The organism is Pseudomonas sp. NPDC089918 (assembly GCF_050280605.1).
Classification (GTDB): Bacteria; Pseudomonadota; Gammaproteobacteria; order Pseudomonadales; family Pseudomonadaceae; genus Aquipseudomonas.
The window spans coordinates 87,738-107,270 of record NZ_JBNNVP010000009.1; the positions used below are offsets into that span (position 1 = coordinate 87,738).

General features: G+C 59.9%; 17 protein-coding genes and 1 tRNA gene. 14 read left to right on the forward strand and 4 right to left on the reverse strand.

The features are described 5' to 3' along the window. Positions 1 to 2 precede the first annotated feature (2 nt). Genes pgaB through pgaD form a run of 3 tightly spaced genes read left to right on the forward strand, consistent with a single transcriptional unit; the run spans position 3 to position 3,881 of the window. A complete protein-coding gene (gene pgaB, locus ACQKPC_RS09105) occupies positions 3 to 2,000 on the forward strand; it encodes a poly-beta-1,6-N-acetyl-D-glucosamine N-deacetylase PgaB (RefSeq protein WP_427624186.1) in 1,998 nt (665 codons plus the stop codon). A 1-nt stretch (position 2,001) separates the two neighbouring features. Then, positions 2,002 to 3,357, forward strand: coding sequence for a poly-beta-1,6-N-acetyl-D-glucosamine synthase (gene pgaC, locus ACQKPC_RS09110; protein ID WP_008068585.1), 1,356 nt, complete (start codon positions 2,002 to 2,004; stop codon positions 3,355 to 3,357). Continuing rightward, positions 3,354 to 3,881, forward strand: a complete 528-nt coding sequence (pgaD, locus tag ACQKPC_RS09115; RefSeq protein ID WP_427624187.1) for a poly-beta-1,6-N-acetyl-D-glucosamine biosynthesis protein PgaD — start codon at positions 3,354 to 3,356, stop codon at positions 3,879 to 3,881. Before pgaC ends, pgaD begins: the two co-directional genes overlap by 4 nt. Positions 3,882 to 4,054: 173 nt before the next feature. Here pgaD and ACQKPC_RS09120 read toward each other — a convergent pair whose 3' ends face one another. Further along, on the reverse strand, positions 4,055 to 5,584 hold the full coding sequence (locus tag ACQKPC_RS09120; protein ID WP_427624188.1) for an FAD-dependent oxidoreductase: 1,530 nt from the start codon (positions 5,582 to 5,584) through the stop codon (positions 4,055 to 4,057). Between the two features lie 138 nt (positions 5,585 to 5,722). On the opposite strand from ACQKPC_RS09120, the gene ACQKPC_RS09125 reads away from it, so the two are divergent. The 5 genes from ACQKPC_RS09125 (at position 5,723) to ACQKPC_RS09145 (ending at position 9,628) form a co-directional block, all read left to right on the forward strand. Beyond that, positions 5,723 to 6,283 (forward strand): YbhB/YbcL family Raf kinase inhibitor-like protein, encoded by a 561-nt coding sequence (locus tag ACQKPC_RS09125; protein ID WP_427624189.1) that lies wholly within the window; start codon positions 5,723 to 5,725, stop codon positions 6,281 to 6,283. 86 nt (positions 6,284 to 6,369) lie between these two features. Further along, positions 6,370 to 8,106: a vWA domain-containing protein gene (locus tag ACQKPC_RS09130; protein WP_427624190.1), complete on the forward strand. Its 1,737-nt coding sequence runs from the start codon at positions 6,370 to 6,372 to the stop codon at positions 8,104 to 8,106. A gap of 17 nt (positions 8,107 to 8,123) precedes the next feature. Then, positions 8,124 to 8,705 (forward strand): RNA polymerase sigma factor, encoded by a 582-nt coding sequence (locus ACQKPC_RS09135; protein ID WP_427624191.1) that lies wholly within the window; start codon positions 8,124 to 8,126, stop codon positions 8,703 to 8,705. Continuing rightward, positions 8,702 to 9,340, forward strand: coding sequence for a hypothetical protein (locus ACQKPC_RS09140; protein ID WP_427624192.1), 639 nt, complete (start codon positions 8,702 to 8,704; stop codon positions 9,338 to 9,340). Before ACQKPC_RS09135 ends, ACQKPC_RS09140 begins: the two co-directional genes overlap by 4 nt. Positions 9,341 to 9,361: 21 nt before the next feature. Then, positions 9,362 to 9,628: a hypothetical protein gene (locus tag ACQKPC_RS09145; RefSeq protein ID WP_427624193.1), complete on the forward strand. Its 267-nt coding sequence runs from the start codon at positions 9,362 to 9,364 to the stop codon at positions 9,626 to 9,628. A 148-nt stretch (positions 9,629 to 9,776) separates the two neighbouring features. On the opposite strand, the gene ACQKPC_RS09150 is transcribed toward ACQKPC_RS09145, so the two are convergent. Continuing rightward, positions 9,777 to 9,853, reverse strand: a tRNA-Arg gene (locus tag ACQKPC_RS09150). Positions 9,854 to 10,202: 349 nt separating this feature from the next. Between ACQKPC_RS09150 and gabD the strand changes: the two genes are divergently transcribed. From gabD to ACQKPC_RS09165, 3 genes are all read left to right on the forward strand, one after another. Beyond that, positions 10,203 to 11,645, forward strand: a complete 1,443-nt coding sequence (gene gabD, locus ACQKPC_RS09155) for an NADP-dependent succinate-semialdehyde dehydrogenase (protein ID WP_008068633.1) — start codon at positions 10,203 to 10,205, stop codon at positions 11,643 to 11,645. 189 nt (positions 11,646 to 11,834) lie between these two features. Next, a complete protein-coding gene (gene gabT, locus ACQKPC_RS09160) occupies positions 11,835 to 13,112 on the forward strand; it encodes a 4-aminobutyrate--2-oxoglutarate transaminase (protein ID WP_007899625.1) in 1,278 nt (425 codons plus the stop codon). A 148-nt stretch (positions 13,113 to 13,260) separates the two neighbouring features. Continuing rightward, on the forward strand, positions 13,261 to 14,475 hold the full coding sequence (locus ACQKPC_RS09165; protein ID WP_427624194.1) for an HDOD domain-containing protein: 1,215 nt from the start codon (positions 13,261 to 13,263) through the stop codon (positions 14,473 to 14,475). 184 nt (positions 14,476 to 14,659) lie between these two features. Here ACQKPC_RS09165 and ACQKPC_RS09170 read toward each other — a convergent pair whose 3' ends face one another. Together ACQKPC_RS09170 and desA are read right to left on the reverse strand one after the other, a co-directional pair. Then, positions 14,660 to 15,649, reverse strand: a complete 990-nt coding sequence (locus tag ACQKPC_RS09170) for a GGDEF domain-containing protein (RefSeq protein ID WP_427624195.1) — start codon at positions 15,647 to 15,649, stop codon at positions 14,660 to 14,662. A gap of 237 nt (positions 15,650 to 15,886) precedes the next feature. Further along, the gene (gene desA, locus ACQKPC_RS09175) at positions 15,887 to 17,068 is read right to left on the reverse strand and encodes a delta-9 fatty acid desaturase DesA (RefSeq protein WP_008068638.1); all 1,182 of its coding nucleotides are present in this window, start codon (positions 17,066 to 17,068) and stop codon (positions 15,887 to 15,889) included. Between the two features lie 147 nt (positions 17,069 to 17,215). Between desA and ACQKPC_RS09180 the strand changes: the two genes are divergently transcribed. The 3 genes from ACQKPC_RS09180 (at position 17,216) to ACQKPC_RS09190 (ending at position 19,409) form a co-directional block, all read left to right on the forward strand. Beyond that, positions 17,216 to 17,815: an EAL domain-containing protein gene (locus ACQKPC_RS09180; protein ID WP_427624196.1), complete on the forward strand. Its 600-nt coding sequence runs from the start codon at positions 17,216 to 17,218 to the stop codon at positions 17,813 to 17,815. A gap of 246 nt (positions 17,816 to 18,061) precedes the next feature. Then, positions 18,062 to 18,244 carry a sulfur starvation response protein OscA gene (gene oscA, locus ACQKPC_RS09185; protein WP_007899630.1) on the forward strand — a complete coding sequence of 61 codons (183 nt, stop codon included), beginning with the start codon at positions 18,062 to 18,064 and terminating at the stop codon, positions 18,242 to 18,244. A 151-nt stretch (positions 18,245 to 18,395) separates the two neighbouring features. After that, positions 18,396 to 19,409, forward strand: a complete 1,014-nt coding sequence (locus ACQKPC_RS09190; RefSeq protein ID WP_258618823.1) for a sulfate ABC transporter substrate-binding protein — start codon at positions 18,396 to 18,398, stop codon at positions 19,407 to 19,409. Positions 19,410 to 19,533: the final 124 nt, after the last annotated feature.

Consider the following 19,533-nt stretch of genomic DNA (forward strand, 5'->3'; position numbering starts at 1 on the left):
AGATGCCTTTTATTTCGCGTTTCATCCTTTTGCTGGGAGTGCTGTTGATCAGCGCCTGCGCCCAGCAAGCCCCAGCCTTCGCACCGCCGTCCGAACGTCCGATGCCGGCCAATGAAAAGCCGTGGCCGAAAAACCACGTACTCGGGATCGCTTACCACGATGTCGAAGACCGTGACCCCGATCAGGCGGTGGTGGCCGTGCGCACCGAGCGTCTGCTCGAGCAACTGGCGTGGCTGCGGGAGAACAACTACAAGCCGGTCACCATCAACCAGATCATGGCCGCTCGCAACGGTGGCCCCGAGCTACCGCCACGGGCGATCGTGTTGAGTTTCGACGATGGCTATTCGAGCTTCTACACCCGCGTTTTGCCGGTGCTGCGCGCCTATAACTGGCCCGCCTTGCTGGCGCCGGTCGGGGTATGGATCGATACGCCGCTGAACCAGCCGGTGGATTTCGCCGGTACACCGCGCAAGCGTTCGGACTTCCTGACCTGGGAGCAGATCCGCGAAATTTCCCGATCCGGCCTGGTGGAAATCGCCGCCCACACCGACGCCAACCACAAAGGCGTGTTGGCCAACCCGCAAGGCAACCTGCAACCGGCGGCCGCGACCCGGCGCTATGACGCGGCTACCGGTCGCTATGAAACCGAAGCGCAATTCCAGGCCCGGATGCGCGCCGATGTGGCGGCCATCTCGGAGAAGATTCTCAAGGTCACCGGTTACAAACCGCGTGTCTGGGTCTGGCCCTATGGCGCGGCGGACGGCACTTCGCTGCAAGTGGTCAACGAGCAGGGTTATCAGATGGCCCTGACTCTGGAAGATGGCCTCGATGCCCTCGACAACCTGATGAGCAGCCCGCGCTTTCTGGTGGCCTCGGACCCGGATGGCGAACACTTCGCCAACAGCATCGTTTCGGTGCAGACCGAATCGCCGATGCGCGTGGTGCATGTGGACCTGGACAACGTCTACGACCCGGACCCGGCCCAACAGGAAATCAACCTCGGCAAACTGATCCAGCGCATGGCCGACATGGGCGCCAACACGGTGTTTCTGCAAGCCTTCGCCGACCCTGCCGGCGATGGCCTGGTGCACTCGCTGTACTTCCCCAACCGGCACCTGCCGATGCGCGCCGATATCTTCGACCGCGTGGCCTGGCAGTTGCGCACTCGGGCTCAGGTCAAAGTCTATGCCTGGATGCCGGTGCTGAGTTTTGCCCTGGATTCGAAGCTGCCACGGGTCACTCGTTGGGACCCGAAAACCGGGGCCACCTTGATCGATCCGGACCAGTACAAGCGCTTGTCGCCATTCGATCCGAACGTGCGGCGCATCATCGGTGAAATCTACGAAGACATGGCGCGCCTGACCTCGGTCGACGGCATCCTCTATCACGATGACGCGGTGCTGTCGGACTTCGAAGACGCCGGCCCTGAAGCCCTGAAGGTTTACGCCGCCAACGGTCTGCCGGGTTCGATTGCCGCCCTGCGTGACGATCCGGCCACCTTGCAGCGCTGGACGCGTTTCAAGAGCCGCTACCTGATCGATTTCACTCACGAACTGACCGCCAAGGTCCGCGCCATTCGCGGCCCGCAAGTAAGAACGGCGCGCAATATTTTCGCCGAGCCAATGCTCAACCCCGAGAGCGAAGCCTGGTTCGCGCAGAACCTCGACGACTTCCTGGGCGCCTACGACTGGACGGCGCCGATGGCCATGCCACTCATGGAAAAACAGAGCCGCAAACAATCCGGCCCTTGGCTCGAAACGCTGGTGGCAACGGTGAAATCGCGCCCCGGCGCACTCGAGCGCACGGTGTTCGAATTGCAGGCCCGTGACTGGACGAAAAAAACCGACGCCGACATCGACGGCGAACAGTTGGCTGAGTGGATGGGCCGCCTCAAGCGTCAGGGCGCCACCAGTTTCGGCTACTACCCGGACAACTTCCTTGAGAACCAGCCGGACCTGAAAACCGTGCGGCCCGCGCTCTCCAACAAGTGGAATCCATAACATGCTGGACAGACTTTTAGCCCTGCTGGTTCTGGCGATCGTCCTTGGGGTTCCCCTCGGGCTGATCTTTCTGCTCACCGGGCAATTCCTGATGGACTTCGTGTTCTTTTATCCACTGTTCATGTCGGGACTGTGGATCGCCGGCGGCCTGTATTTCTGGCTGCATTGGGAGCGGCACTGGCCGTGGCAGGACGACACTTTGCCGCCAGCGCTGGCCGGCGAACCGCTGATCTCGATCCTGATCCCTTGCTACAACGAAGGCGACAACGCGGCCGATACCATCCATGCGGCGCTGGCCCAGCATTACCCGAACATCGAAGTGATCGCGATCAACGACGGCTCCAAGGACAACACCGCCGCGGTGCTCGATGCACTGGCGGCGCAGGATCCGCGTCTGCGGGTGCTGCACCTGGCGGAGAATCAGGGCAAGGCCGTGGCCCTGCGCATGGGCGCCATTGCGGCGCGCAGCGAGTATCTGGTGTGCATCGACGGCGACGCATTGCTGGCGCCGAACACCGCGGCGTATCTGGTGGCGCCGATGCTCGACAATGCGCGCCTCGGCGCCGTGACCGGCAACCCGCGAATCCGCACCCGTTCGACCTTGATCGGCCGCGTACAGGTCGGCGAGTTCTCGTCGATCATCGGCCTGATCAAGCGCACCCAACGGGTATTCGGGCGGATCTTTACCGTCTCCGGGGTGATCGTCGCCTTCCGTCGCACGGCGCTGAACCGGGTCGGCTACTGGAGCCCGGACATGATCACCGAAGACATCGACATCAGTTGGAAGCTGCAACTGGATCACTGGAGCATTTTCTACGAGCCCCGCGCGTTGTGCTGGATTCTGATGCCGGAAACCCTCGGCGGCCTGTGGAAACAGCGTCTGCGTTGGGCCCAGGGCGGCGCCGAGGTGCTGTTCAAAAACATCCGTGGCATCTGGCAATACCGCCATCGTTACCTCTGGCCGCTGCTGTTCGAATACTGCCTCTCCACCGGCTGGGCCTTCACCTTTCTGCTGTCGGTGATTTTCTGGGGCGTTGGCAAATTCATCGAGATGCCGCCCGCCATTGCCGTTGATCACCTGATGCCACCGGCGTTTACCGGGCTGCTATTGGCAGTGGTCTGCCTGGTGCAATTCGCGGTCAGCATCCTGATCGATCGCCGTTACGAAAAGGGCCTCGGCAAGACCATGTTCTGGGTGGTCTGGTATCCGCTGGTGTTCTGGCTCATCAGCCTGCTTACCACCTTGGTCAGCTTCCCGAAAGTGCTGTTCGGTCAACATCAGAAGCGCGCGCGTTGGGTCAGTCCGGATCGGGGCATCAAGCCGCTGAATGACGATGAAGAGGAAGTCATCAAATGAAAATCATCAGAACCCGGCAGCGGCCCTTTCTGGTCGTGATCGATGTCTTCTTAACCGTGCTGGCCTGGGTCGGTCTGCTGTATTTACTGGTGCGGGGGTTGTGGCCGTTGATCGATACCCATGACGGCCCGCGCATCGATGCGTCGTTTTTCGACGCCCTCGGCACGTTGCAGATTTACCTGTGGGTGGCGTTGTTGAACGCGATGATCCTGATCACGTGGGCGCGTTATCAACAGCGCAAAAGCAAGAGCTTCGCCCAGCGCCGTTTGCCGGCGCCGGTGGTGGATGACCAGGGGCTCAGCAAAAGCTTCAAGCTGAGCGGCGACCGGCTGGCGAAACTGCGCACGCCGGGTTCGATGACCATTCATAACGATCAGGATGGCGATGTCAGTCATGTCGTTACGCACTTCTTCCCGGTCGACCCGGCTGACCTACCGCCGCCTTTAGCCCCGCTGGAGCATCCGCTGGTAATCCGCCTGCCAGCCGAAGATGACGACAACCGCGAGCCAATGAGCCACGTCTAGATTCGCATTCCCTGTGGCGAGGGGGCTTGCCCCCGTTTGAGTGCGAAGCACTCACAAGATCGTTGGTAAATTAGAGATTTTGCGTCTGCTTCGCAGACGAACGGGGGCAAGCCCCCTCGCCACAGGTTTGCGCCTTGCCACAGAGGTTTACGTGATTGGCGGGGAAACAGCCGTCAACTCATGTCCCGAATCAGCCGCCAGGCCTCATCCACCGACAACGGCTGCTTCATCCGTTCAGCGAGCATCGCCATCGCCCGCTCTTCATCGCAGGCCACGGCCGCCGCCACCACACCGTTCTTGCCGAACAGGCCAATAAACGGTGGATGGTCAGGATCACCCTTGAACTCGACCTCGTCCCAGGCCTGGGCGTGACCGAGGTAGTCGTAGTTTTTGCCGAAGTGCCAGGTCCAGAAATACGGTACGTCGAGGTAGCGTTCGTCGCCGCCGAGCATGTTCGCCGCGGCAATCCGCGCCTGTTGCTGGGCCAGGCGCCAGTGCTCGATCCGTTGCGGCTGGCCGTTGAGCGGGAAGGTCGCGATGTCGCCGACGGCCCAGAGCCCGTCGGTTACGCGCATCCCGCCGTCGACCTTCAACGACAGATCCTTTTCTTTGGGCAAATCGGCAAACGGGGTTGTTGCCGGGGTGACGCCAATGCCGACCAGCACCAGATCCGCCGGCAAGCGCTGACCATTGTCCAGCAGCACCGCTTCGACTTTGCCTGCGCCTTCGATCCGGGCCGCTTCGCCATCGGTATGAAACACCACGCCGTTGGCCTCGTGCAGGGCACGAATCGCTTTGCCGACGGCATCGCCGAAGTGCGCCTCAAACGGGATGGCATGGCGGGCCAGGACAGTGACATCCAGGCCGTACTGACGCAGGGATGAAGCGGATTCCAGAGCAATGAAACTGTCGCCCACGATCACTGCCCGTTGACCGGGTTTTGCGCTCGTCAGAATCCGCTGTGCCTGGGCCTTCGAGCGCAGCACGAATACCTGCGGCAGATCGGCGCCAGGCAGCGACAGGGTTTTGGGGATGCCGCCGGTGGCAATCACGGCGGCGTCATAGTTCAACGATTGACCATCGGCCAGGCGCAGAGTCCGGTTCGCTGCATCCAGGCCCATCACATCGCTGTTTATCTGTTCAATGCGTTGTTCGCGATAAAAACTTTCATCGCGCAGAGGCGGGACTTCATCTGGCGGCATCTCGCCTGCAATCACGAATTTGCTCAATACCGTACGGTCGTAGCCTGCCTCGGGCTCACGGTCGATCAGCATTACCCGGCCGCCGAAGCCTTTCTCCCGTAGCGCTGCGGCACAAGCCGTACCGGCGGCACCGGCGCCGATAATGACAAAGGTCCGCTTATCATCAGCCGGCGGTGTGCTCGCGGTGGGCATCGGCTGGTCATCGACCCAGACCTCATCGTCGCGGATTTCAAGCGGGTAGCGTCGCAGACTGTCCAGGGACGGTGGCTCGCATAACGCGCCGTCTTCGAGCCGGTACGCCGCCTTGTGCCACGGGCAGATCAGTCGCCCCTCACACAGCGCACCTTTGGCCAAGGGAGCCCCGGCGTGGGGACATTTGCCCTGATAGGCACGCAATTGATCGCCGAGCCGCAGCAAGACGATTTTTGTCTTATCGATCCGGACTTCAAGGCCACGGTCTTGGGGGACATCGGCGAAACGGGCGACGCGATGCAGGGCCATGATCGATCTCCTGGCAAGTGTTTCACTTAGGAGTTTGGCGCTTATTCCCAGGTTCAGCCAATTCTGCTGCCAGCGCACGAACTGTCCGGCTATAGTTTGCCAGCCGACGACGGCCTCACCCGCACAAGGTGCTCCGGTATGACCCGATTGACCTTTTTGAACCCTTGGCTGGCGGCCGTTGCAGTCGCCCTTTGCGTGCAGTTTCCGGCGCAGGCCCAGGAGCGTTTCACCCTCAGCATTCCCGGTGTTTCGGACAATCGTCTGTTCACGTCGGTGGCGGCCAGCGATGCCAGCGGTTGCGGCGGCAAGAACCAGTCCCCGGCCCTGAGCTGGAACGCCGGCCCCCCGGGCACCCTCAGCTACGCCATCGTCATGCACGACCCGGACGGTCAGAAAGGCCTGGGTGTCGATCACTGGATTCATTACGGGATCAAGGCCGCGACTCGTCAGATCCCGGCCGGTGTCGGTGCCAAATCCGCCCTCGAAGGCGTGGGCGGCACCAACATCAAAGGCACCACCGGTTACATTGGCCCTTGCCCGCCCATTGGCGACAGCTCCCATCACTACATCATTCAGCTTTACGCCCTGGACCTGGCGCCAGACGCCTTGCCTGCCGGCCTGACCCGCGCGCAACTGATGGAACAAATCAAAGGCCATGTGCTGAAAAACAGCAGCGTGGTGCGGCGTTATCACCGCTGAAGATTTTTTCCGGCGATTAACCCGAACCTGCCGGGCTGTCCGTCTCAGAGGATGAATGAGTCAATTTCCTCCTGAGGTCAGCCCCCATGTCCCTCCCTCTGCATTTCCTCCGCCCGGCCGCCCAGGGTTTCGCCGCCGGGTTGTTGCTGGCCGTTGCCGGTTGCGGCGCTTCATCCACGCCAGACTCTGAGACGAACAGCCCGGAAGCGGTTGCGCCACCGATTCAAGAAGCGCTGAAAACTGAAGCGTTAGTGCGTAGCGAGGCGGTCATGGTAGATACCGCGATGGCCAAGCGCAGCGCGCGACCGGCACCGTTAGTCGCGTTCGCGCCCATGCCGGCCGGTGAGGCTTATCCACAGGGCTATCGGGATGAGCAGCGGGAGCAATATCAGGCGTTGGCCGATAACCCGATTCACAGTGTGACCGAAGCACCGGTCTCGACCTTCAGTGCCGATGTCGATACCGGCGCTTACGCCAACGTGCGGCGCTTGCTCAATCAGGGGCGCTTGCCTCCCGAAGGGGCGGTGCGGCTGGAAGAAATGGTCAATTACTTCCCCTACGACTACGCCTTGCCCACCGATGGCTCGCCGTTCGGCGTGACCACCGAGCTGGCGCCGTCGCCGTGGAACCCGCATACCCGATTGCTGCGCATCGGCATCAAGGCATCCGATCGCGCGGTGGCGGAACTGGCTCCGGCGAACCTGGTGTTTCTGGTGGACGTGTCCGGCTCGATGGACCGTCGCGAAGGTTTGCCGCTGGTCAAAAGCACCCTGAAATTGCTGGTCGATCAATTGCGCGAGCAGGACCGGGTTTCACTGGTGGTGTATGCCGGAGAATCTCGCGTGGTGCTGGAGCCGACTTCCGGACGGGAAAAAGCGAAAATTCGTACTGCCATCGATCAATTGACTGCAGGCGGCTCGACCGCCGGAGCATCGGGTATCGAACTGGCTTATCAAATGGCGCAACAGGCGTTTATCCCCAAAGGCATCAACCGCATCCTGCTGGCCACCGATGGTGATTTCAACGTTGGCATCAGCGACTTCGACAGCCTCAAGCAAATGGCTGTGGATAAACGCAAGACCGGCGTGTCCCTGACTACCTTGGGTTTTGGTGTGGATAACTACAATGAACACCTGATGGAACAACTGGCCGACGCTGGCGACGGTAACTACGCCTACATCGACAACCTGCGCGAGGCGCGCAAAGTGCTGGTGGATCAGCTCGGTTCGACTTTGGCGGTGGTGGCAAAAAACGTGAAGCTGCAGGTGGAGTTCAACCCGGCGCAGGTCAGCGAATATCGGCTGCTGGGTTATGAGAATCGCGCCTTGAAACGCGAGGATTTCAGTAACGACAAAATCGATGCTGGAGAAATCGGCGCAGGGCATACGGTGACGGCGTTGTATGAAATTGTGCCCAAGGGCGAGAAGGGCTGGCTGGAACCGCTGCGGTATGGCAATCCTGGGGCCGATGTATCCGCAAAAAACGGGGAAATGGCGATGCTGCGAGTGCGTTATCAGTTGCCGGAAGGTGGGAATAGTCGCTTGATCGAGCGGCCAATCCTGAGTGGTGAGGCCGGCAAACTCTCGGCCGCCAGTGATGATCTGAGATTCGCCGCTGCCGTCGCCGCATTTTCCCAGCAGCTCAAGGACGGGCGTTATACCGGTGAGTTCAGCCTGAAGGACACCGAAGCCCTGGCCCGTGGCGCACGAGGCGATGATCAATTCGGCCTGCGCGGTGAATTCGTGCAATTGGTGGAATTGGCGCAGAGCCTGCGAACCCCGACCGCCTCGAATCAACAGCCCAACGACAACCGGATAGAGTGAAAGAGGCCAGCACTGACATGTCCGATCCTGTAATCAGCTCAGCCGCCGGCAGCGATGAATCGCTGCTGGCGCGTTACCGCTCGGGCGACGGGCCGGCGTTCGAAGTTTTGTACGCCCGCCATCGCCAGGGCCTTTATCGATTCCTCCTCGGCCTCAGCGGCAAGCCCGAACTGGCCGAAGAGGTGTATCAGGAAACCTGGCTGAGCCTGATCCGCAGCACCAGTCAGCCACAAGGCCGGGCGAACTTTCGTACTTGGCTCTACCAGATTGCCCGCAACCGACTGATCGATTACTGGCGCAAACACGGCATCCACAACCCGTTGCACGACAGCTATGACGAACAGGCTCACGCCCTGATCGATGACGCGGCCGACCCCGAACAACTGCTAAGCCTGAGCCGCGACGGTCAACGTCTCGAAGCCGCCCTGCAAACCCTGCCCGCCGACCAGCGCGAAGTGTTCCTGCTGCGCGCCCACGGCGACCTCGACCTGCCGCAGATCGCCACCCTCACCGAAACCCCGCTGGAAACCGTTAAAAGTCGCTTGCGCTACGCCCAGCAAAAACTGCGTCGGCTGCTGGCCGAGGAGGTACTGACATGACTGACGCCCGACAAACACCGCCATCGCCCGACGATGAAGTGCTCAAGCATTTTCGCGACCACGCAACCGGCGAACCACCGGCGCATCTCGACGCCTTCATCCTCGCAACGGCCCATCGCGAAGCTCCCGCGCCGAAGCCGAACCTGTGGCAGCGCTGGCTCCGCGCCTGCCAGCAACCCCGCTGGCAGGTTGCGTTCGCCAGCCTCGTCGGCGTCGCGCTGATGCTTGCACTGGTGCAGCGCACCCCGGAACAACTGCCGAGTTATGACTTCGCGCCAGCGCCAAAAGCGTCCGCACCGGTTGCCAAACAGGAAGCCGCTGGGGCGAATGAACCCGCTGCTCGCTCCCAGGCTACGCCGGCCGGAGCAATGTCCATGCCCGCACCGGCTGCGCCAATGGCGGAGTTTTCTGCACCGATGCAGCGTGAGTCGATCAATAGCGAAATGGCTGACGAAGCAAAACTCAGCAAACGCGCCGCCGCGCCGGCCAAGTCATTGGATGATCAATTACGTGAAGTGATACGCCTGCAAGACGCCGGTCAGACCCAAGCCGCCGAGGCGCTGCTGACGACACTGCACAAGCGCTTTCCCAAGGAAAACCTCACGGCCCGACTCAAGGATTTGCAGAAGAAATGAGGTGAACAGCGGTCGGCAAATTTGGCATCGACACCCGAAAGCGCGCACTATCGGCCTATAGCCGATGCGTTGGAGGATGCCGTGGCACAAAAAATCGACCGCATCGCCCAAATGCTCAACTGCCCGGTGAAGGGTGAGGAACTGCGGCGAGCAGTGACTGAGAGTCGTAAGGAGTTTCTTCTGGCGAAGCAGGCAGAAGAAGCGCTTGAGGAAGACGTTCTTGATGACGAAGTGTTTGAGGACGAAGAGGATGATGAATACGACGAGTTTGACTGGACGACTGAATGAAAGAACCGCTTTGGCGGTTTTTTGATCAATGGCAGTTGTTCGGTTAAACCGAACAACTGCATCCCTTCAGCAAGTCGCCTTGGGGCATGAAGAAAGCCCACAAAAAAGCCCCAGACCCTAAGATCTGAGGCTTTCTCGTTTCAACATATGGTGCACCAGGCGGGATTCGAACCCACGACCCCTGCCTTCGGAGGGCAGTACTCTATCCAGCTGAGCTACTGGTGCGATGCGGGCGCCATGATACTCATATGCACTGCGGGCGTCCATGCTGGTGAATCGTCTGCCTTTTTCAAAAGCGTAACCTGCGTTTGCTACGCTGATCTGAAAAAATAGGCAAATGCGGCGTTTTCGTTCTTTTTTTCGAACAGCCTATTGTCCTTTACCCCCTTTGATCCTAGGATTCGTTTGAGATTTCAAACGCTCTTGTCTGGGTGCTGAACCGCACGAGTTCGATTTGTGCGCTATTTATGTGCTTCAGCCCGGTGAATGATTTCCCTGACGGCAGCCTATAAGGCGCCTTTCTACAATCATAATTCGCTCCGCGTTTGCCGCGGTGCTGTTAAGGAAAGCCGACATGCAGCTTAAAGACACCCAGTTGTTCCGCCAGCAAGCCTTTATCGATGGCGCTTGGGTCGATGCGGACAACGGTCAGACGATCAAGGTCAATAACCCGGCAACGGGCGAAATTCTGGGCACTGTGCCGAAAATGGGCGCTGCCGAAACCCGCCGTGCGATCGAAGCCGCTGATAAAGCGCTGCCGGCCTGGCGTGGACTGACCGCCAAGGAGCGCGCGAACAAGCTGCGTCGCTGGTTCGAACTGATCATCGAGAACCAGGACGATCTGGCGCGCCTGATGACTCTGGAGCAAGGCAAGCCATTGGCTGAAGCCAAGGGCGAGATCGTTTACGCCGCTTCCTTTATCGAGTGGTTTGCCGAAGAGGCCAAGCGCGTCTACGGTGACGTGATTCCGGGCCACCAGCCAGACAAGCGCCTGATCGTGATCAAGCAGCCGATCGGCGTGACCGCTGCGATTACTCCGTGGAACTTCCCGGCCGCGATGATCACCCGTAAAGCCGGTCCGGCCTTGGCCGCTGGTTGCACCATGGTGCTCAAGCCGGCTTCGCAAACCCCGTTCTCGGCGTTCGCCCTGGCTGAACTGGCTCAGCGTGCCGGTATTCCGAACGGCGTGTTCAGTGTTGTGACCGGCAGCGCCGGCGATATTGGCAGCGAGCTGACCGGCAACCCGATCGTGCGCAAATTGTCCTTCACCGGTTCGACCGAAATCGGCCGTCAGTTGATGACCGAGTGCGCCAAAGACATCAAGAAAGTCTCTCTGGAATTGGGCGGCAACGCGCCGTTCATCGTGTTCGACGACGCGGACCTGGATAAGGCCGTCGAAGGCGCGATCATTTCCAAGTACCGCAACAACGGCCAGACCTGCGTCTGCGCCAACCGCTTGTACATTCAGGATTCGGTCTACGACGCGTTCGCCGAAAAACTGAAAGTGGCCGTGGCCAAACTCAAGATCGGCAACGGTCTGGAAGACGGCACCACCACTGGTCCGCTGATCGACGAAAAAGCCGTGGCCAAGGTGCAAGAGCACATTGCTGACGCCGTCGGCAAAGGCGCTACCGTGCTGGCGGGCGGCAAGAGCATGCAAGGCAACTTCTTCGAGCCGACCATCCTGACCAACGTGCCGAACAACGCCGCCGTGGCCAAGGAAGAAACCTTCGGTCCATTGGCGCCACTGTTCCGCTTCAAAGACGAAGCTGACGTGATCGCGATGTCCAATGACACCGAGTTCGGTCTGGCCTCGTACTTCTATGCTCGCGACCTGGGCCGTGTGTTCCGTGTGGCTGAAGCCCTGGAATACGGCATGGTCGGCGTCAACACCGGGTTGATCTCCAACGAAGTCGCGCCGTTCGGCGGCATCAAGGCGTCGGGCCTGGGCCGTGAAGGCTCCAAGTACGGCATCGAAGATTACCTGGAAATCAAATACCTCTGCCTGGGCATCTAAGCCCGGTAAGGCAAGGCATTGCTTCAAGCGCAAAGGGCACGAGAGCGCTGTCCCTTTGCGACGCTTCAAACGGAATTTTCTCTGTGGCCGGGAAAGCTGTGGCAGTCGATCATCGCATGCTGCCGTAGTTGCCTCCCCGCCGCATTTTCCTTGAACCACGCCGCCCGATGAGCGGTGAATGAGGACACTATGAGCAAGACTAACGCATCCCTGATGAAACGCCGCGAAGCCGCTGTACCGCGCGGTGTTGGCCAGATTCACCCGATCTTCGCCGAGTCCGCGAAGAACGCCACCGTGACCGACGTTGAAGGTCGCGAGTTCATCGACTTCGCCGGCGGTATCGCCGTGCTGAACACCGGTCACGTGCACCCGAAAATCATCGCCGCCGTTACCGAACAGCTGAACAAGCTGACCCACACCTGCTTCCAGGTACTGGCCTACGAGCCGTACGTGGAAGTGTGCGAAAAAATCAACGCCAAGGTGCCAGGTGATTTCGCCAAGAAAACCCTGTTGGTGACCACCGGCTCCGAAGCCGTGGAAAACTCCATCAAGATCGCCCGCGCCGCCACTGGCCGTGCCGGTGTGATCGCGTTCACCGGCGCTTACCACGGTCGCACCATGATGACCCTGGGCCTGACCGGTAAAGTCGTGCCTTACTCGGCCGGCATGGGCCTGATGCCAGGCGGCATCTTCCGCGCGCTGTACCCGAACGAACTGCACGGTGTGAGCATCGACGATTCGATCGCCAGCATCGAGCGCATCTTCAAGAACGACGCCGAGCCGCGTGACATCGCTGCCATCATCATCGAGCCGGTTCAGGGCGAAGGTGGTTTCTACGTTGCGCCTAAAGAGTTCATGAAGCGTCTGCGCGCCCTGTGCGACCAGCACGGCATTCTGTTGATCGCTGACGAAGTGCAGACCGGTGCTGGCCGTACCGGCACTTTCTTCGCCATGGAACAGATGGGCGTTGCTGCCGACCTGACCACCTTCGCCAAATCCATCGCTGGCGGTTTCCCGCTGGCCGGTGTGTGCGGCAAGGCCGAATACATGGACGCTATCGCTCCAGGCGGCCTGGGCGGTACTTACGCCGGTAGCCCGATCGCTTGCGCCGCGGCCCTGGCCGTGATGGAAGTGTTCGAAGAAGAGCACCTGCTGGATCGCTGCAAAGCGGTTGGCGAGCGTCTGGTGACTGGCCTCAAAGCTATCCAGGCCAAGTACCCGGTCATCGGCGAAGTGCGTGCCCTGGGCGCGATGATCGCGGTCGAGCTGTTCGTCGACGGCGACAGCCACAAGCCGAACGCGGCTGCTGTGGCATCGGTTGTGGCCAAGGCGCGTGACAAGGGCCTGATCCTGCTGTCGTGCGGCACCTACGGCAACGTTCTGCGCGTACTGGTACCGCTGACCTCGCCGGACGAGCAACTGGATAAAGGTCTGGCGATCATCGAAGAGTGCTTCTCTGAGCTGTGATCCGAGTGCTCTGATTCATTTGTGATCTGATCGACAAAAAACCCGCTTCGGCGGGTTTTTTTATGGTGCTTGAAACACATCAGGGCAATTGAGCTGTATCGAATGGCCAGCATTGACTAAGGTGCAAGCATTGCCGTTGGAGTGTGCGATGACTGCTGTGGTTTTACCTGCTGTACCGCGTGTGCTGATTGCCGAGGCGGACCCTTGGTCTCGCGATCTGCTCAAGCAGGTGTTGTTGAATGTGCGCTGCGACGCGCGGCTGGACCTGTGTGCCGATGGCCAGGAGACCTTGCAGCTGTTGGCGGAAAATCCTTATGACCTGGTAATCGTCGACTGGGAGTTGCCTGGCGTCGATGGCCTGAACGTTCTGCGCAGTGTCCGGCAGCGTAAGCGTAATCCGCCGCTACCCTTCATTCTGATGAGCAGCCGTAACGACAGCGCCAGCGTGCGCGAAGTCTTGCCCCTGGCGCCCACGGCGTACCTGACCAAACCCTTGAACATCGAAAGCCTGACCCAGCGCCTGCAGGATTTGTTGCTGAACGCCGGCGAAGAGGTGTCCTGTGAGGCGCCGTCATTGGCGCCAGGCATGACCTTGTCGGTGTACCTGGAGCGACGTCGCGAACTGGCGGAGGGTGCGCCATTGATGACCGATGTGCAGGTGGCGATCAAACGTAGCCTCAATCCCGATGGCCTCGATCTGACGCGGCTGGAAGACGAAATCCGCACTGATCCGCAAATTACCGCTGTCCTGATCGCCGCCGCCAACAGCGCAGCCCAGCATCATGGCGTCGCTGTGCAAACCCTGGCCCAGGCGCTGCAACGCTTGGGCACCGGGCAAAGCATGAACCTGATTCTGGGGCTCGCTCTCAAACGCAGTGCCCGGCTCAGTGATCCGCAGCTGGCGGACTATGCCGAGCGTTATTGGGAGTTGTCGCTGCACACCGCCGAATACGCCCGGACACTGGCGCGTTTGCTGGATCTGGATCAGGCGCGCTGTTATTGCGCAGGCATGCTGCATTGCCTCGGCGACCTGGCGTTGCTGCGTTGTTTGCAGGAGTGGAAGCAGGCCGGCGGTGAGCTGGATGAATGGCAAGAAGTCGGCGATGTATTGGCCGAATTCGGCGCGGCCTATGGTTCGGCGCTACGGACCCGCTGGCGGCTGCCCTTGGAGCTGCGGGAGCTGATTGCGGCGGTTTACCAGTTCGGTGGCGGGGTTTACTCCCGCGAAGCGCTGGTGATGAACATGGCCGCGCAACTGGCGCGCCTGACCGAGCATGAGGGGATCGAGGTGCTGGCCAAGAGCCGCACAGCGCGGTTGCTCAAGATCGGGTTGCCGGAATTGATGCGTTTGCGCAAGAAGTGAATCTGACACGAAACCCTGTGGGAGCGAGCTTGTGGCGAGGGGGCTTGCCCCCGTTGGGCTGCGAAGCAGTCCTGAATTTCGCAATCTCGCTCCGCCTGGAATACCGCGCGCTCTGGTTTCACGGCTGCTGCGCAACCGAACGGGGGCAAGCCCCCTCGCCACAGGTATCAGCTGCGGATAGTTCTCAGCCAGAAATAATCCGGTTCTTGCCCTGGCGCTTGGCCTGGTACATCGCCGCATCGGCGCGGGCGAACAGCCTGTCGATGCTTTCATCCTCGTATGTAAGGCTGCTCAGGCCCTGGCTGACGGTGATGCCGAAGGTCTGGTCGTCATGGCTGAAGCTTAACCGCTGAATTTCCCGTTGCAGACGCTCGGCCACTTGCATGGCCATGTCCGGTGCACAGCCGGGAAACACCGCCGCGAATTCCTCACCGCCGATCCGTCCGAACAGATCACCACGCCGCAGGGCCGCGCGACCGCTCTCGGCGATGCGTTGCAGCACCTTGTCGCCTTCCTGATGGCCGTAGGTGTCATTGACCATTTTGAAGTCATCGATGTCCAGCAGCAGGAACGCCATCGGCGCACCGTTCAACCGCGCCTGCTCGAATTCGCGATGGGCGCATTCGAAGAAGTGTCGGCGATTGCTGCTTTGGGTCAACACGTCGGTGCTGGCCAGATGTTGCAGCTCGGCTTCCATCTGCTTTTTTTCGGTGATGTCTTCGGCAATGCCGACGATGATCACCGGTTGCCCCGGCTCGGCCTGACGGTTGATGAAGCACTTGTCGCTGAGCCAGCGCACCTGGCCGTCGGCAGCGATGATGCGGTACTCGCGGTCTTCAACGGCGCCTTTGACCAGCACTTGCGCCAGGCTGCGCTCGGCGTAGTCCAGATCGTCGGGATAGACGCTGTCGCGCCAGTGGTTGTAGTCGGACAGCAACAGACCGGCGGGGCGGCCGAAAATCCGTTCATAGGCCGGGCTGACGTAAAGCACCTGACGGGTTTCCCAGTTGAATGCCCAAAGCACGGCGTTGACGCTGACCAGCAGCGAGCTGAACAGCTGTTCACGTTCGCTCAGGCGTGCCACTTCACCCTGGGCATGCATCAGCGCCATCAGGGTTTGCGCGGCCTCGGGCCACTGTGGAAGGGATGTGTCTTGTAGGTTTTTATGGACCATCGGCACAAATCTCAAAGGGCATGCCGCTATGTCGACAGCGGCCAAAAACAGAGCCCGCCTGGATGGCGAAGTGTCTTTGAGATAGGGGATTTGGAGCGAAGTTCCCGGTATTTGTGGTGATGGGGGAGGAGGCCGCTGGGCGGTACTGGTGATGCGTTTGTAGGAGCTGTCGCAGCTGCGATCTTTTGATCTGCTCTTTCAAATCAAAAGATCGCAGCCTGCGGCAGCTCCTACAGGTCAGGTGGCAGGGCGCAGGGAGTAGGTTTTCAACTGACCGGCGAAGTCACGCAGGGATTGAATCCCGCTGGCCTCGGCCTCGTGTACCCAATCCTTGATGGCAGCCAGCATGTCGTGACCATTTGAGCTGGTCTTGACCCAGATCTGTTGCAAGGCCAGGCGTTTCTCGTAAATTACCTTCAGCGCCTGGCTGTGCTCGAGCATGGTCTGGATGCGCATATGGTGCTTGTCGTCCAGCAGGCTGGTTTCCCGCGACAGCAAACGCTTGGCCCGGTGGAACTGATGACGGACCGAGTGATCGACCTTTTCCAGCTCTTGCTTGACCAGCGGCGCGATCACCAGCTTGCGGTATTGAGCCATGATCTGGAAGCGGTTGTTGAGGATCGCCATGGCAGTGTCCATGTCCAGGCTGCCTTTGCCTTCAACGCGGTGGGCGATCGGCGCAACCCGCTGGACCTTGGCCAGACGCAGGAAGCTGAAAACCTGGATCCAGGCCCAGCCGAGGTCGAATTCCCATTTCTTCACCGACAGTTTGGCGGAGTTAGGGTAGGTGTGATGGTTGTTATGCAGTTCTTCGCCGCCGATCAGGATGCCCCAAGGCACCAGATTGGTCGCCGCATCGCGGCATTCGAAGTTGCGGTAGCCGATGGCATGGCCCAGGCCATTGACCACGCCTGCGGCCCACACCGGGATCCACATCATCTGGATGGCCCAGATGGTGATGCCGATGGTGCCGAACAGCAGCAGGTCGATGACGCCCATGATCGCCACGCCCAACAGGGGGAAGCGGCTGTAGAGGTTGCGTTCGATCCAGTCTTCGGGGCAGTTCTTGCCGTAGATGCGCAGGGTCTCGGGGTTTTCCGCTTCGGCGCGGTACAGCTCGGCGCCTTTGCGCAGAACGGTGGACAGCCCCTTGATGACCGGGCTGTGCGGGTCGTCGACGGTTTCGCATTTGGCGTGGTGTTTGCGGTGGATAGCTGTCCACTCGCGGGTGTTCTGCGCCGTGGTCAACCACAGCCAGAAGCGGAAAAAATGTTTCAGGCCGGCATTGAGCTCAAGCGAGCGATGGGCTGAATAGCGATGCAGATAAACCGTGACGCCGACGATCGTCACGTGGGTCATCAGTAGGGTGACTGCCACCAGTGACCAGGGCGATAAGCCAAGAAAACCTTCGTACCACATAGCCTATAGGACCCTCGATAAAGAAAAAAACAGCCGTTGCATTATCACTTAGCCCACAGATAAAACCAGTCGCCCTTTCAGATAAGAGTGGCTGGATGTGTCTTTAATCTATAATTCCAGCCTTTTTGTAGGGACATGGCCGTTCTAATGTCAGCCACCTATCGCGATGCTTTGCGTGCAGCGCTGCCCTACCTGGTGCTTTCCGTCGCCTGGTTCCAGTTTAGTGGTTATTTACTGAACAGGTTCTTCGATAGTTCCCCCGACCTGCTGCGCTGGCAGCTGATCAACGGTTATGCCTGGGTGGCGTTCAGTGCCGGGCTGATCTTCATTGCGCGGGCGCGATTGTTTCGCTGTCTGGGTGTCGGCGCCAAGTTGCGTGAGCGTAATGCAGACAGGGAACGTTTGCGCCGGGCGGCAGCAGCGTTCGATTGCACCCGTGAAGGGGTGCTGGTCACTAATAGCTATTCATCGTTGCTGCGGCTCAAGCGTTTGCCGGTGCAAAAGCTCAAGATTGATCAAGGGTTTGTCGCAGGCTTGCCGGGTGATGAAGATGACGCGGCGATTGCGCGGGTAATCATTGCGCTGGCGCAGAGCATGGGGATGCAAGTGCATGCCGAGGGGATCGAGCAGGTCGAGCAGGCGAGTTTCCTGTTCGAGCATGACTGCGATTTGGGGCAGGGGTACTGGTTTGGGCGGCCAGTGCCGGCGGCATCATTGGATTGGGCCCGGGCGCCAACGATTGGATGAGCGCTTGATGATCGTTCCCACGCTCTGCGTGGTAATGCATCCAGTGACGCTCTGTGTCACCTCTCGATCAGGGACGCAGAGCGTCCCGGGCGGCATTCCCACGCGGAGCATGGGAACTATCAGTCTTCTGGTTATATAAACATTCTTAAATAGTCTTTTTAAGAATATACGCGCCTATCTACTATTGCCCCTACGCCGCAAGCAGTGCCCGCCACTGCCAGGCATATCTCATTAAGGAGCAGCACCATGAGCGCATCCCTACGTAGTGTTGACGGGCAGGACGAAGCCACCATTTTGCGTGAGATCCAAAGCGCTTTGCGCGATCTGCGCTTTGGCGCGGTGGAAATCACCGTGCATAACGCCCAGGTGGTTCAGATCGAACGCAAAGAGAAATTCCGTTTGCAGAGCCCGGGCAACAAGCCGAGCTGAAGCGAAAGATTGAAAGATCAAAAGATCGCAGCCTTTGGCAGCTCCTACGCGCCTGTGGGCGCCGCCGAAGGCTGCGATCTTTGAACAGGCAACCCGATTCCAGAAATCCATAAGAAAAGCCAACACACCCAGTATTCCAGGAGCTTTCACCATGTCGTCGATTCGTCATTTTGCTTTGGCCGCCCTGGCCAGTGCCCTTTTTGCTGGTTCCGCGGTTGCCAAGGATTACGAGCTGCTCAACGTGTCGTATGACCCGACCCGTGAGCTGTACCAGGAGTACAACGCCGAGTTCATCAACTTCTGGAAAAAGGACCACGCTGGCGACAACGTGAAAATCCAGCAGTCCCATGGTGGTTCGGGCAAGCAGGGCCGGGCGGTGATCGACGGTCTGCGGGCCGATGTGGTGACCCTGGCCCTGGCTGGTGACATCGATGAAGTCGCCAAGCTCGGCAAGAGCCTGCCGGTCGACTGGCAGAAGCGTCTTCCGGAAGCGAGCACACCTTACACCTCGACCATCGTGTTCCTGGTGCGCAAAGGCAACCCGAAAGGCATCAAGGACTGGGGTGATCTGACCAAAAACGGCGTGGAAGTCATCACCCCGAACCCGAAAACCTCCGGCGGCGCACGCTGGAACTTCCTCGCGGCCTGGGCTTATGGCCTGAAAGCCAACGGCGGTAATGAAGCCAAGGCCAAAGAGTACGTGCAGACCCTGTTCAAACACGTGCCTGTGCTGGACACCGGTGCTCGCGGCTCGACCATCACCTTCGTCAACAACGGTCAGGGCGACGTGTTGCTGGCCTGGGAAAACGAAGCCTTCCTGGCGTTGAAAGAAGACGGCGGTGCCGACAAGTTCGACATCGTTGTACCGTCGCTGTCGATCCTTGCCGAACCACCGGTGGCCGTGGTCGACAAGAACGCCGAGAAAAAGGGCAACACTGACATTGCTGAAGCGTACCTCAAGCACCTGTACAGCCCGGCCGGCCAGGAAATCGCGGCGAAAAACTTCTATCGTCCACGTGACAAAGAGGTGGCCGCCAAGTACGCCAAACAGTTCCCGACACTGGAGCTGGTGACCATCGACAAGGATTTCGGCGGCTGGAAAACCGCGCAACCGAAATTCTTCAATGACGGTGGCGTGTTCGACCAGATTTATCAGGCGCAGTAACCTGAAACGGATCAGTCAATGGACCTGATTCCAGGCAGTTAAGGTGCTGAACCTGTGGGAGCGAGCCTGCTCGCGATGACGGCGGTACATTCAGCATAAATGTTGGCTGACCCGCCGCTATCGC

Coding starts and splice junctions, on each gene's coding strand:
- ACQKPC_RS09135 (WP_427624191.1), top strand. CDS start 8,124: ATGTCCGATCCTGTAATCAGCTCAGCCGCCGGCAGCGATGAATCGCTG.
- ACQKPC_RS09130 (WP_427624190.1), top strand. CDS start 6,370: ATGTCCCTCCCTCTGCATTTCCTCCGCCCGGCCGCCCAGGGTTTCGCC.
- pgaC (WP_008068585.1), top strand. CDS start 2,002: ATGCTGGACAGACTTTTAGCCCTGCTGGTTCTGGCGATCGTCCTTGGG.
- ACQKPC_RS09190 (WP_258618823.1), top strand. CDS start 18,396: ATGTCGTCGATTCGTCATTTTGCTTTGGCCGCCCTGGCCAGTGCCCTT.
- ACQKPC_RS09170 (WP_427624195.1), bottom strand. CDS start 15,649: ATGGTCCATAAAAACCTACAAGACACATCCCTTCCACAGTGGCCCGAG.
- ACQKPC_RS09125 (WP_427624189.1), top strand. CDS start 5,723: ATGACCCGATTGACCTTTTTGAACCCTTGGCTGGCGGCCGTTGCAGTC.
- gabT (WP_007899625.1), top strand. CDS start 11,835: ATGAGCAAGACTAACGCATCCCTGATGAAACGCCGCGAAGCCGCTGTA.
- pgaB (WP_427624186.1), top strand. CDS start 3: ATGCCTTTTATTTCGCGTTTCATCCTTTTGCTGGGAGTGCTGTTGATC.
- ACQKPC_RS09165 (WP_427624194.1), top strand. CDS start 13,261: ATGACTGCTGTGGTTTTACCTGCTGTACCGCGTGTGCTGATTGCCGAG.
- ACQKPC_RS09180 (WP_427624196.1), top strand. CDS start 17,216: ATGTCAGCCACCTATCGCGATGCTTTGCGTGCAGCGCTGCCCTACCTG.
- ACQKPC_RS09140 (WP_427624192.1), top strand. CDS start 8,702: ATGACTGACGCCCGACAAACACCGCCATCGCCCGACGATGAAGTGCTC.
- gabD (WP_008068633.1), top strand. CDS start 10,203: ATGCAGCTTAAAGACACCCAGTTGTTCCGCCAGCAAGCCTTTATCGAT.
- pgaD (WP_427624187.1), top strand. CDS start 3,354: ATGAAAATCATCAGAACCCGGCAGCGGCCCTTTCTGGTCGTGATCGAT.
- ACQKPC_RS09120 (WP_427624188.1), bottom strand. CDS start 5,584: ATGGCCCTGCATCGCGTCGCCCGTTTCGCCGATGTCCCCCAAGACCGT.
- oscA (WP_007899630.1), top strand. CDS start 18,062: ATGAGCGCATCCCTACGTAGTGTTGACGGGCAGGACGAAGCCACCATT.
- desA (WP_008068638.1), bottom strand. CDS start 17,068: ATGTGGTACGAAGGTTTTCTTGGCTTATCGCCCTGGTCACTGGTGGCA.